Origin of the sequence: Flavobacterium urumqiense, from assembly GCF_900108015.1 — a bacterium.
Classification (GTDB): domain Bacteria; phylum Bacteroidota; class Bacteroidia; order Flavobacteriales; family Flavobacteriaceae; genus Flavobacterium; species Flavobacterium urumqiense.
The window spans coordinates 21,112-34,098 of the sequence record NZ_FNVP01000016.1; the positions used below are offsets into that span (position 1 = coordinate 21,112).

Sequence of the window (12,987 nt, forward strand, 5' to 3'; positions counted from 1 at the left end):
ATTGTTTTTTTTGAATTCTAAATTCGTTGATTTCATGGTATTAATTGTTTTGTTCATTGTTGAAAAATTGATCAAGAGAACTCATGTCCAGAATATTTACACTGCGTGCTTTACTTCCTTCAAAAGGACCTACGATTCCTGCAGCTTCCAGTTGATCGATTAATCTACCTGCTCTGTTGTAGCCTAATTTTAGTTTTCTTTGTAACAATGATGCCGATCCTTGTTGTGCATTTACAATGATTTCAGCGGCTTCTCTAAACAAAGTATCTCTATCGGAAATATCCATATCAAGATTAATGCCACTTTCCTCCCCAACAAATTCCGGGAGTAAATAGGCAGTTGCATACGCTTTTTGAGAACCAATAAATTCAGTTATTTTTTCTACTTCGGGTGTATCTATAAAAGCACATTGTACCCGCACTACATCATTTCCATTTGTGTAAAGCATATCACCACGTCCTATTAATTGATCTGCACCTTGAGTATCAAGAATAGTTCTTGAATCAATTTTTGACGTAACTCTAAAAGCAATTCTGGCCGGGAAATTGGCTTTTATCAAACCTGTAATTACGTTTACAGAAGGTCTTTGTGTTGCTATAATTAAGTGAATTCCAATGGCTCGCGCCAGTTGTGCCAATCGAGCAATTGGTACTTCTACTTCTTTTCCGGCAGTCATGATTAAATCGGCAAACTCATCTACCACAAGAACGATATAAGGTAAAAATCGGTGTCCGTTTTCAGGATTTAATTTTCGAGCCTTAAATTTGTCGTTGTATTCTTTTATGTTACGCACCATTGCATCTTTCAACAAAGAATAACGGTTATCCATTTCTACACAAAGGGAATTCAAAGTATTGACCACTTTTGCGTTATCAGTAATAATAGCGTCATCCATGTCTGGAAGTTTCGCTAAATAATGTCTTTCAATTTTATTAAATAACGTTAGCTCTACTTTTTTAGGATCGACCAATACAAATTTGACTTCGGCTGGATGTTTTTTGTATAAAAGCGACGTCAGAACGGCATTCAAACCAACTGATTTTCCTTGACCAGTTGCTCCTGCCATCAATAAGTGAGGCATTTTGGCCAAATCGACAACAAAAGTTTCATTCGAAATTGTTTTTCCAAGTGCGATAGGTAATTCCATCTCGGCTTCCTGAAATTTGGCGGAGCCAATTACACTTTTCATAGAAACCATAGTGGGATTCTTATTTGGAACCTCGATTCCTATTGTTCCTTTTCCAGGAATAGGAGCGATGATACGAATTCCTAATGCCGAAAGTGACAGCGCAATATCGTCTTCTAAGCTTTTAATTTTTGAAATACGAATTCCCGCTTCCGGTACAATTTCATATAAAGTAACCGATGGACCAACAGTCGCTTTTATCTGAGCGATTTCTATTTTATAATTGCGAAGCGTATCTACAATTCGGTTTTTATTTTCTTCTAATTCTTCTTGGTTTATAGTAATTCCTCCCGTTGAATATTCTTTTAATAAATCAATTGTAGGGAATTTATAATTGGATAAATCCAAAGTAGGATCAAATAATCCGAAATCAGCAACGAGTCTTGAAGCTAAATTTTCTTCTATAATATCTTCCTCAGGAGCAGTTTCAATTACAAATTCCTCTTTGTGAGTTGAAATATTTTCTGGAAATGGAGGAGGCGTTACTACCATTGTTAATGGTTTTGCAATAGGATCTAAATTAATTTCCGAAGAATTATTAATAGTTGGTTTTAATGCTTCTTTGTTAATTTCGAATTGTGAGCCATTTGTTTTTAAATGTATTTCATCCAATTCCTCTTCAACAACTGCAAATTCCTCTAAATTATAATTGTTTTTATTATTACTGATTGCATTAGTCGCTAATTCAGCTTTGATTTCTTTTTTAGTGCTGTCAAAAAAAGATTGAATATTTTCAGGAGATATTTTCAGTTTAAAAATTACGTAAATAATTAATCCAAAAAATAAAATTAACAAAGTTCCAGTCTTTCCAATGTAATCTTGCGAAAAGGAATTCAATTCATATCCGATCGTTCCACCTAATTCAGGAACTGAAGTGGCGAAAAAACCAAATAAAACGGATAGGATAATAATTACGAATAAATCCCAGAACCAAATGTTCTTCAATTTTTTTAAAGGCAATCCAAGAACCATATACATCCCAGTTAGGAAAAATAAACGGACAAATAGAAATGCGGCAAGTCCAAAACCTTTATATACGATCAAATCAGCTAAAAAAGCGCCAAATTTTCCTAACCAATTACGAACAACTTCAGATCTGTCTGTCAATTCTGCCACTGCACTTTGATCTTGTTGTCCATAAATATAAAAGGAAACAAATGCGAGTAATAAAGCAATAGAAAATAACACCAAAAGGCAACCCAAAACTATTTTATGCTGTTTGGTCAGTTGCAATGGCTTATTTACCTCCGTTTTAGAATTATTTTTTTTGTCTAAAGGTTCTTTTTTTGTCGTTTTTGCCATTCTTGATTTTTATGATACCTAAAATAATAGTGGTATATATATGATTAAACCGATTGCGATTGCTGTCAATGCAGCAAAAAACACTGCTCCTGCCGCAATATCTTTAATAAAACCAATTCTTTCGTGGTAATTAGGATGAATGAAATCTGCCATTTTTTCTACAGCAGTATTTAAGCCTTCAATACTCATTACTAAACCAATTGCAAAGGTTTGAAAAAGCCATTCTGTTTTTGAAATACCAAAATAAAAGCCAGCAATAGCCATCACTATTCCTAGCGAAAATTGAACCATTACGCTGTGTTCAGTGGTAATTAATTTTACAGCGCCTTTAAAAGCATAAGTGACACTTTTTAGTCTTCCGGTAAAGAACGTATTATCTTTTTGAAATTCCATTCGTGAGTATTAAAGTACCGCTAAAGCAGCTTCATAATTAGGCTCATCTGCAATTTCAGGCACTTGCTCCGTATGGGTAATAATTCCATTTTCATCAACAACAATTATAGCTCTTGAATGCAATCCTGACAAAGGACCATCAGTGATTTCCAATCCATTTGTTTTACCAAAACTTCCTTCTGGGAAATCAGATAAATTAATTACATTATCAAGTCCTTCAGCGCCACAAAAACGTTTTTGAGCAAAAGGTAAATCTCTGGAAATGCATAATACATTAGTGTTTTTTAGATTACTCGCACTTTCGTTAAATTTTCTAACGGAAGCAGCACAAGTTCCTGTGTCAATACTTGGAAAAATATTAAGGACTAGTTTTTTTCCAGCAAAGTCTCCCAATGTTGCGATTGATAGATCAGTTTTAACTAATTTAAAATCGGATAATTTTGTCCCCACTTTTGGTAACTCTCCTGATGTATGTATTGGATTTCCGCCTAATGTTATTGAAGCCATAATAAATGTTTTTTAATGAGGTTCAAAAGTATGAAAATTATTTAAGATTTAGTCTCGAAAATTCGGGATAAAGTTCATCATTTTGGAACTAAAACAAACTTCAATAAATAACTCTCTCGTTTATTGGAGTCCAATAAAAAAACGTACCCATTGCCGAGTACGTTTTCTGATATTTTAATTATTGAGTCGCTAGAATCCTATTTTTGATAGTTTTTTCGGGAAAATTATTTGTCTATAGAACCTAGAACGCGTTTCATAAAGGTATTTAAAGCTTCTTTTTTATCGGTTCCGTTTTTTACCAATTTGTTCACTTCTAATGCGCCATACATATTAGAAATCAATTCACCAATTACGTCTAATTCTTCATCTTTCAAGGACGAAATTTCAGTCATTGCCTCTAAAACTTCAATTGCTTCTATCACATAATCCTGATCATTATCTTCTATGAATTGTGTTAAATGCTTGATTACGGGTAATTTCATATTTATTTGTTTAAAGTTTAATGTTCAAAAAGTTTAAGGTTTCAAGATTGCCGTTGAAAATTTGGTACTAAAGTTTAATAATGGACTTTATTATTAAGTCTTTCAACTTTAAACTAAAAAAAAATTAAACAATTTCGTTCACTAATTCAATTAACACTTCTTGTTTATTGGTTTGTGTTTCGTTCACTAATTTTCCGTTTACGAAAGTAGCAAAAGTTGGTAAATTACTCACATTAGCTAACTTTCTAGATTCTGGAGAATTTTCTGCATCAACAAAAGCAAAAGTAATAGTTTCGTTTTCTGAAGCCAATTTTTTGAATTTTGGTTTCATAATACGACAGTTTCCACACCATGATGCCGAAAATTGAACTACAACTTTTTCGTTTTTTGAAATTAAGTCTGCTAATGTATCTTCGTTTAATTCAATTAACATAATTTTATTTTTTGAGGTTCTAATCTACTAATATACTGAGGTTGTTGGTTTTAAACCATATAACCTCAGTATCTTAGTCTTATACTTTATTAGTTTGCGCTTAAGTATTCTGCAGTACTATTTCTGTCAGCACTCATTGCTTCTTTTCCAGCTTCCCAGTTAGCAGGACAAACTTCTCCTTTTTCCTGAACGTGTGTGTAAGCATCAACCATACGTAAATACTCATTTACATTACGACCTAACGGCATATCGTTTACACTTTCATGGAAAATTTTTCCAGTTTCATCGATAAGGTAAGTAGCTCTGTAAGTTACATTAGAACCTTCAATAATGATAGAATCAGTTTCTTCACTGTAACCAGTTTCTTCAATATCAAGAATTCCTAAAATGTTAGATAAATTTCTGTTCGTGTCAGCAAGAATTGGATAGGTAACCCCTTCAATTCCACCATTGTTTTTTGGAGTATTTAACCACGCGAAGTGCACTTCATTAGTATCGCAAGATGCACCTATAACAATTGTATTTCTATTTTCAAATTCTGGCAAAGCTGCTTGAAAAGCATGTAATTCAGTTGGACAAACGAATGTAAAATCTTTAGGGTACCAAAACAAAAGTACTTTTTTGTTGTTTTTTGTAGCTTCTTCGAAAATGTTGATTTTTAAATTATCTCCCATTTCAGAGATGGCGTCAACTGCAATACTTGGGAATTTTTTTCCTACTAATGACATATTCTTTATTTTAAATTATTTTTTTTAATGGTGCAAAAGTAGCTTAAATAAGAGGTTTATTGTTGTAAATTTTGATAAGAAATATTTATTTAAAAATAAATATTTCTTATTGATTTTGATTATTGCTATGTTATTTAATTAGATACCGCTTAAAATCACTGGTAAAGTTCCTTTGCATTCTGAATTTTCCAGTAGTTGGGATGCCGCTGCTTTTTGAAATTCTTCGAAATCCTGGTACATTTGAACAATTCCTGATGCGTATTCTAAATTTGGGATAACTTGCAAGGCATATGGATTTCCAAATATATATAAAACACATTTTTTAGAAACAAACAAATTACCTAAAAATTGAAGGACACTGTCTTCCATCTCAAAATTATGAAACGGCTTCGCTTTTGGAACAAATAAAGAGACAATGACGGTGTCGTATTTGGTTAAACTTTTGTTTAATTCATTTACTGCTGCTTCACCACCATTTTCATAAGCGAATTCTGAAGAGGGTAATAGTATATCCAGTTCTTTGAAAAAGGTATTATCCGTGCTTTTATACAAACTTAATTTAGCAAGATCTCCTCTATTTTTTGCGTCAAAAACGGTAACAGCATTGTGATTGTCTTTTATTTTTGTAATACAATTTTCTGCAATTCTGCTGTTTAAAGTCGAAGTGGTTTCAAAATCAAAATCGTTTTCAGAAAGAATTGTCAAAGGAACTTTCGAATCTAGAATCCCTGCTTTTTGTTTGCATTTCAGTAAACGGTTAAAACTTTCTTCGATGCGTTCTGGCGAAGCATTTTTAAGGATTTCCTGAATCCCTTCAGGAACATTTTCAGCAAAGCACAATACGTCATTTCCAGCATTAAAAGCCTCCCCTTCCAGTTGTCCTTTTTTATCATACAAACTCGAAACACTTCGCATATTCAACGCATCAGAAATTACTAAACCATCAAATCCTAATTGCTTTCGCAAAAGTGTTTCTATTATGGGTTTTGATAATGTTGCCGAGGTGTTTTTGCCGTCGTTTAAAGCAGGAACAGCCAAATGACCAATCATAATCGAATCCACATTATTCTCGATTCCTTTTATGAAAGGATACAATTCATTTTCAAGTAATTGGTCTAAATTTTCTTCTAAAATAGGTAATCCCAAATGTGAATCTACGTTGGTATTTCCGTGTCCCGGAAAATGTTTCAGACAACCTAATATACCAGCGTCTGACATTCCTCTTAAGTATTCGAGGGCAAATCGAGCCACCTTTTTCTTATTTTGACCAAAAGAGCGATACCCAATTACCGGATTATTGGGGTTGTTGTTAATATCAGCCAATGGCGCCAGATTATAATGAATTCCAACCGTTTTCAAATCTAAACCAATTTGTTTTCCTACCTCGTAAACCAAGTGCTTTTCACTGTACGGCAATGCGCCAAGTGTAATGGCATACGGATATTGCGGTGTTTTTTCGACACGCATGGCTAATCCCCATTCTGCATCGATACTCATTAACAATGGCGTAGAAGCACATTTTTGATAACGTACAATAAGTTCTTTTAGCTTTTGGCAGCTATCGTCGTTTAGAATTACTTTTTTCTTGCTTTCATAATTAGTGGCAGCACTAGCTCTACTGTGAAAAAAGGTCAATCCACCAATATTATAATCACGGATTAATCGTTCGGTTTCCTGAATGTTTTCTTCAGTATCATTTATGAAAACGGCCGGGAAGAAAAATTGTCCTATTTTTTGTTCTAATGTCATTTTGAGATGAATATGATAATAATTTTAAACATATAAGTCATGTGAGTTAAATTATACATAGAATAAATAATTACATAAAAAAGGTTGTAAAAAAAAACGGTTATTTTAAGAGAATCTACCTTACTAAAATAAACTTATGTGACTTCTATGGTTTAAAAAAAACTAGTTTGTTTTTTCTTGTTCTAATTTCTTACCAAAATCAGCAGGAAAGATTAGAAATCTGGAAAGTATTAATCCAGGAATTGTAGCTAAAAACACCCAAATAAAGAAATTTCCGTAACCCAAATATTCCTGAATGAATCCGCTCAACATTCCCGGAAGCATCATTCCCAAAGCCATAAATCCAGTTGCGATAGAGTAGTGGGACGTTTTAGATTCGCCATCGGCAACATAAATTAAAAACATCATAAAGGCAGCAAAACCAAAGCCGTAACCAAATTGTTCCGCAATGACCGTCGCATAAACATAGTACACAGATTCAGGATGAAAATTAGAAAGTAAAATAAAACCAATAATAGGTAAGTGCATGGCTAAAAACATCGGTAACATCCATTTGCGAAGTCCTCCTTTCGAAATTGCAATTCCACCAAGAATTCCACCAATTACCAGTGCCGCAACTCCAAATGTTCCATAAATAATACCCACATCTTCCGTCGTTAATCCCATACCACCTTTAATTTTTTCATCTATTAAAAAAGGGGTTAGCATTTTTAGTAATTGGGATTCCCCCAATCTGAATAGTAATATGAAAGCTAATACAAGCCCAATTTGTTTTTTTTGAAAAAAGGTTTTAAAAACAACTCCGAAACTCTGATTGTTTTCTCTTTCAGTTGTAATTTTCGTTTCTTCTACTTTTGGAGTATTAAAAAAGTTATAGATGGTTAAAAAAACCATAAGCAAAGCCACAATTATCATGGTGTAGGACCATGCTTTGCTTTTGTCTCCGTATTTCTGTTCCAAAAAACCACCTAGAATCACGATTAATCCATTGGCGGTAAGCATAGAAAGTCTGTAAAAAGTACTTCGAATTCCCAGGAAAAAAGATTGTTGTTCTTTGGCTAAAGCCAACATATAAAAACCATCGCTGGCCACATCATTTGAAGCTGATGCAAATGCCGCTATCCAAAATATAGCCAAACTGAGTACAAAAAAGTTACTCATAGGAATGGTTAATCCTACAATCAAAAAGGCAACGGCAATTACCAACTGCATGGCTAGAAACCACTTCCTTTTAGTTGCATATAAATCTATAAAAGGACTCCATAATGGTTTAAGAACCCAAGGCAAGTATAATAAACTCGTATAAACTCCGATGTCTTCATTGCTGATACCCAAACTTTTGTACATAATCACCGATACGGATATGATGATGGCATACGGAAATCCCGATGCAAAATTTAATAACGGAATCCAAAACCAAGGGCTATTGTCTTTTCTCATTTAAGATGGGATAATATTCAAATTTTATAGTGTAAAGTTTACAAGTGTTGGTTCGCTTTCATTACCATAAAAATCAATAAATGTAATGGCGCAGGTTGTGTTTTTGTCTAATTTATAAGTAGGAATCACAATTGCGACAGTATCAATATTTTCTTTAAAAGCTATTTTATCAATAATTTGACTTGGATCATTCACATCAATTTTCGAGTTGAATTTTGCACCATAAACCATTACGTAACGTACTTTACTGTACAAAGGATATTTGACATTGAAGCTTGAAGAAATTGGGTTGATAAGAATATTATTTGCTGTTGGGACGATAGCCATCTTTTTTACCGAATTTGGGACCACATTAGGTAGCGCAGGATATCTGTATTGATTCTCCAGCAATAATTTAGTCACATTTTGATTTTTGTTCAAAAATGATTTTGCACTAAAAAAAGCATTTCCCTGCACATTTTTATAGCTTCTGGTAATGTTAATCTGATCTGGAATTTCATTAGGATTGCTCCACTTTTTATCCGAATCTGCATTTATTTTATAGGAACCATTTCCGATGTAGATCGCCGTGTTTTTTGAGTTTTCTGACCACCAACGCAACAGTTTTGAGTACGAAGCTTTAGGATGATTCACACTCCAATACAGTTGTGGAACAAGATAATCGATCCAATTATTGTCCATCCACGCTATTGGATCGGCAAATAAATCATCATAATTGGTTTGGCCAGCCTCTGTCTCAGAACCTTTTGGATCAACCGATTTGTTTCTCCAAACGCCAAATGGACTAATGCCAAATTGCACCCAAGGTTTTATTTTTTTTATGGAAATAGAAATGTTTTTCACCAAGTTGTTTACATTGGATCGTCTAAAATTTTCTATACTTAGTCCATTTCCGTATTTTTGGTAGGAATCAATGTCATTAAAAACTTCTCCTTTAATTCTGTAAGGATAAAAATAATCATCAAAGTGAATGGCATCAATATCATAATTTTTAACCACTTCGTCAACTACGGCTGTCAAACGATCGCTTACTTCTGGAAGTGCTGGATTATAGTAATATTTATCACCGTATTTAATCATCCATTCCGGATGCTTAAAATAATCATGTTGTGGACTTAAAATAGCGGTGTTTAAATCCATTGTTGCACGATACGGATTTAACCAAGCATGAAATTCAAAACCTCTGGCATGAGATTCGGCAATCATCCATGCTAAAGGGTCAAAGTAAGGTTTTGGTGCATTCCCTTCTTTACCGGTTAAAAATCGGGACCAAGGGGCATATTGCGAAGGATAAAAAGCATCTCCAACACTTCGAATCTGAACAATTACAGCATTATAATTTAATTTTTTATAGGTATCTAAAATTTCAATAAAATCAGCTTTTTGCTTTGCTACATTATCGATACTGCTTTTAGGCCAGTCAATATTGGCAACAGTAGCAATCCATACGGCTCTAAACTCATTTTTAGGATTTGTAACCTGTATTTGTGCTTTTAAATTCAAAACTGAAAGTGAAAAGAACAAAATTATAAATCCTATATGCTTGTAATTCTTCATTATTATTGTGTTTATAAAGTATTCAAAAATAGTTTTTTTAGTGAAATTAATCCGTTAAAATCCAGATAAAATTTGACTTATTTTACTGTTGCAATTTCTTTGCCGTTTTTTAAATTTTCATTGAAAGGAAATACACTATTTATAAATTTGGATTTTTCTTATTTGAATTTTTAAATTTTAATCCCTTATATATTTATATTTGTCACATAATGCTGTAGTAACAGTTTTTTTTTAAATAATATACCAGCCATGTTGACCGCTCTTCAATTAAAGCATTTGTCAGAGTCATTAGAAGGAACACTTTTATATGACAAACTTAACAAAACGATTTATGCAACAGACGCCTCCGCTTACAGGATTATGCCGCTTGCTGTAGCACTTCCTAAAAACGAAGATGATATCATTAAACTGATACAATTTGCCAATAAAAATAAAATTTCGCTTACTCCCAGAACTGCAGGGACTTCATTAGCAGGGCAAACTGTGGGTAGCGGAATTATTGTAGATGTATCTAAATATTTCACCAAAATTGTTTCTTTTGATGCAGAAAAAAGGACAATAACCGTTCAGCCAGGAGTCATTCGTGATGAACTGAATTTATACTTAAAACCTCATGGTTTGTTTTTTGGACCTAATACTTCTACATCTAATCGATGCATGATAGGAGGGATGGTAGGGAATAATTCCTCCGGAACAACCTCAATTCGTTATGGAGTCACTCGTGATAAAATAGTAGAAATTAAAGCTATTTTGAGTGACGGATCGAAAGCGGTGTTTAAGGAACTTTCTTCGACAGAATTTATAGAAAAGAGTAAAGGTGATTCACTGGAAAGTAAAATTTATAAAACAATTTACGAAGAACTTTCGAATACAGAAAACCAAAAAGAGATTGTAAAAGAGTTTCCGAAACCAGAAATTCATAGACGAAATACAGGTTATGCAGTTGATTTATTATTAAAATCAGAATTATTTTCAGGTACTGAAAAAACGATAAATTTAGGAAAACTGCTTTGCGGCAGCGAAGGAACTTTAGCCTTCACGACCGAAATTACTTTGAAAGTAGATGATTTGCCGCCTGCGAATAATATTATGGTCGTGGCGCATTTTCATACCATTCAGGAAAGTTTAGAAGCGGTGGTCATAGCGATGAAACATCATTTGTATACGTGCGAAATGATGGATGACACCATTTTGAATTGTACCAAAACTAATAGAGAACAAGCTAAAAACAGGTTTTTCATACAAGGGGAACCAAAGGCAGTTATCATGCTCGAAGTGGCTTCTCCTATTAGTATGGAAGATGCCGAATTTCAGGCCAATGCTTTAATTGTTGATCTTGAAAATAACAATTTTGGATATGCTTTGCCTAAAATTTATGGATCAGATATTGATAAAATAAACGAGTTACGAAAAGCAGGTCTCGGCCTTTTAGGAAGTATTGTTGGAGATGATAAAGCAGCTGATTCTATTGAGGATACTGCCGTTGAGTTAAGTGATTTACCTAATTATATTGCTGATTTTTCGGCAATGATGAAAAGTCATGGTCAAGAGGCTATATATTATGCTCATGCGGGTGCTGGCGAAATTCACTTGCGTCCCATATTAAACTTAAAAACAAAAGAGGGATTACATCAATTTAGAGCCATTGCTACTGAAGTGGCACATTTAGTAAAAAAATATAGAGGTTCACTAAGTGGAGAACATGGTGACGGAATAGTTCGTGGCGAGTTTTTACCATTTATGATTGGAGAAAAGAATTATGAATTATTAAAACGAATAAAAGCCGCTTTCGATCCTAATACTATTTTGAATGAAGGTAAAATAGTAAATGCTTTCAAAATGGATGAAAATTTAAGGGTGGAAGCGGGTAGAGTAGAACCGGATATCCAAACGATTCAGGATTTCTCAGATAGTATGGGGATTTTGAGATTGGCTGAAAAATGCAATGGTTCTGGTGATTGCAGGAAATTGCCTTCTGCAGGTGGTATTTTATGTCCCAGTTATAGAGCGACACGCAACGAGAAAGATACCACTAGGGCTCGTGCCAATGCACTAAGAGAATATTTGACGCATTCAGAAAAAGACAACAAGTTCAATCATGAAGAATTATATAAAGTATTTGAATTGTGTGTAAGTTGTAAAGCTTGTGCGAGTGAATGTCCCAGTAATGTAGATGTAGCGGCCTTAAAATCGGAGTTTTTGTACCAATATCAAAAAGCAAATGGATTTTCGCTGCGGAATAAAATATTTGCTTACAATTCTAAATTGAATCAATTGGGAAGTATCGCTCCATCAGTAACTAATTTTTTAGTAAATATTCCATTGATAAAAAATGTAATGGGAATTGCGTCAAAAAGAGAAATTCCTTTATTAGCAAAAATGACGCTTCGAAAATGGATTGAAAAAAATAAGTCCAAACAATTAGCTAATTCTTTTACGAATGGAAAACTCTATTTATTTTGTGATGAATTTACTAATTATTACGATGTTTCGGTTGGGATAGATGCTTATGAACTATTGATGAATTTGGGTTATGAAGTACTGTTGATTGAACATGAGGAAAGCGGAAGGGCTTTTATATCCAAAGGTTTTCTGGAAGAAGCAAAAGATATTGCAAATAAAAATGTTGCTGTTTTTTCGAAAATTATCTCGGCAGATGTTCCTTTAGTAGGAATAGAACCGTCAGCGATATTGACTTTTAGAGATGAATATATTCGTTTAGCAGATGACAAAGAAAATGCTAAAAAACTAGCACAACAGGTATTTACTATCGAAGAGTTTTTTAAGAATGAAATCCTAAAAGGAAAAATTCATTCCGGACAATTTTCCGATATTAAAAAAACGATAAAAATTCATGGACATTGTCATCAAAAATCATTGAGTAGCGTAGAAGCGACTTTTACTATGCTGAATTTACCAAAAAACAGCTCGGTTACCATTTACAATTCAGGTTGCTGCGGCATGGCGGGATCTTTCGGCTACGAGAAAGAACATTATGATATTAGCATGCAAATGGGAGAAGATACTTTATTTCCAAAAATTAGGACGACCGATGAAACTGTAACTATTGCTGCAGCAGGAACAAGTTGTCGTCACCAGATTTTTGATGGAACCCGTAGAAAAGCCTTGCATCCGGTATCTATTTTAAAGTCATATTTAAAGTAGATTTGTACTTGTTTTGGAACATTAAATGTGCAATATTTGTAAAAA

General features: G+C 33.6%; 10 protein-coding genes. 1 reads left to right on the plus strand and 9 read right to left on the minus strand.

Translation table 11 applies throughout. The annotated features are described in order from the left end of the window. Window positions 1-40: 40 nt before the first annotated feature. The 9 genes from C4S35_RS14505 to C4S35_RS14545 all read right to left on the minus strand — a co-directional run bounded on the left by C4S35_RS14505 (window position 41) and on the right by C4S35_RS14545 (window position 9,777). Window positions 41-2,488: a DNA translocase FtsK gene (locus C4S35_RS14505; RefSeq protein WP_104000869.1), complete on the minus strand. Its 2,448-nt coding sequence runs from the start codon at window positions 2,486-2,488 to the stop codon at window positions 41-43. Window positions 2,489-2,506: 18 nt separating this feature from the next. Continuing rightward, window positions 2,507-2,881, minus strand: coding sequence for a diacylglycerol kinase family protein (locus C4S35_RS14510; RefSeq protein WP_104000870.1), 375 nt, complete (start codon window positions 2,879-2,881; stop codon window positions 2,507-2,509). A gap of 9 nt (window positions 2,882-2,890) precedes the next feature. Next, window positions 2,891-3,388, minus strand: a complete 498-nt coding sequence (gene tpx / locus C4S35_RS14515) for a thiol peroxidase (RefSeq protein ID WP_104000871.1) — start codon at window positions 3,386-3,388, stop codon at window positions 2,891-2,893. A 224-nt stretch (window positions 3,389-3,612) separates the two neighbouring features. Beyond that, the gene (locus C4S35_RS14520) at window positions 3,613-3,870 is read right to left on the minus strand and encodes a DUF6952 family protein (RefSeq protein ID WP_073211635.1); all 258 of its coding nucleotides are present in this window, start codon (window positions 3,868-3,870) and stop codon (window positions 3,613-3,615) included. A gap of 124 nt (window positions 3,871-3,994) precedes the next feature. Then, the gene (locus C4S35_RS14525) at window positions 3,995-4,303 is read right to left on the minus strand and encodes a thioredoxin family protein (RefSeq protein ID WP_104000872.1); all 309 of its coding nucleotides are present in this window, start codon (window positions 4,301-4,303) and stop codon (window positions 3,995-3,997) included. A gap of 89 nt (window positions 4,304-4,392) precedes the next feature. Next, entirely contained in the window at window positions 4,393-5,031 is a 639-nt protein-coding gene (locus tag C4S35_RS14530) for a peroxiredoxin (RefSeq protein WP_104000873.1), read from the minus strand. Between the two features lie 138 nt (window positions 5,032-5,169). After that, window positions 5,170-6,780, minus strand: a complete 1,611-nt coding sequence (locus C4S35_RS14535; protein ID WP_104000874.1) for a glycoside hydrolase family 3 protein — start codon at window positions 6,778-6,780, stop codon at window positions 5,170-5,172. Between the two features lie 162 nt (window positions 6,781-6,942). Beyond that, window positions 6,943-8,220 carry an MFS transporter gene (locus C4S35_RS14540; RefSeq protein ID WP_104000875.1) on the minus strand — a complete coding sequence of 426 codons (1,278 nt, stop codon included), beginning with the start codon at window positions 8,218-8,220 and terminating at the stop codon, window positions 6,943-6,945. A 24-nt stretch (window positions 8,221-8,244) separates the two neighbouring features. Beyond that, window positions 8,245-9,777: a glycoside hydrolase family 10-like protein gene (locus C4S35_RS14545; RefSeq protein WP_104000876.1), complete on the minus strand. Its 1,533-nt coding sequence runs from the start codon at window positions 9,775-9,777 to the stop codon at window positions 8,245-8,247. Between the two features lie 249 nt (window positions 9,778-10,026). Between C4S35_RS14545 and C4S35_RS14550 the strand changes: the two genes are divergently transcribed. Continuing rightward, window positions 10,027-12,942: an FAD-binding and (Fe-S)-binding domain-containing protein gene (locus tag C4S35_RS14550; RefSeq protein ID WP_104000877.1), complete on the plus strand. Its 2,916-nt coding sequence runs from the start codon at window positions 10,027-10,029 to the stop codon at window positions 12,940-12,942. The last annotated feature ends 45 nt before the right edge of the window (window positions 12,943-12,987 follow it).

Coding starts and splice junctions, on each gene's coding strand:
- C4S35_RS14505 (WP_104000869.1), bottom strand. CDS start 2,488: ATGGCAAAAACGACAAAAAAAGAACCTTTAGACAAAAAAAATAATTCT.
- C4S35_RS14510 (WP_104000870.1), bottom strand. CDS start 2,881: ATGGAATTTCAAAAAGATAATACGTTCTTTACCGGAAGACTAAAAAGT.
- tpx (WP_104000871.1), bottom strand. CDS start 3,388: ATGGCTTCAATAACATTAGGCGGAAATCCAATACATACATCAGGAGAG.
- C4S35_RS14520 (WP_073211635.1), bottom strand. CDS start 3,870: ATGAAATTACCCGTAATCAAGCATTTAACACAATTCATAGAAGATAAT.
- C4S35_RS14525 (WP_104000872.1), bottom strand. CDS start 4,303: ATGTTAATTGAATTAAACGAAGATACATTAGCAGACTTAATTTCAAAA.
- C4S35_RS14530 (WP_104000873.1), bottom strand. CDS start 5,031: ATGTCATTAGTAGGAAAAAAATTCCCAAGTATTGCAGTTGACGCCATC.
- C4S35_RS14535 (WP_104000874.1), bottom strand. CDS start 6,780: ATGACATTAGAACAAAAAATAGGACAATTTTTCTTCCCGGCCGTTTTC.
- C4S35_RS14540 (WP_104000875.1), bottom strand. CDS start 8,220: ATGAGAAAAGACAATAGCCCTTGGTTTTGGATTCCGTTATTAAATTTT.
- C4S35_RS14545 (WP_104000876.1), bottom strand. CDS start 9,777: ATGAAGAATTACAAGCATATAGGATTTATAATTTTGTTCTTTTCACTT.
- C4S35_RS14550 (WP_104000877.1), top strand. CDS start 10,027: ATGTTGACCGCTCTTCAATTAAAGCATTTGTCAGAGTCATTAGAAGGA.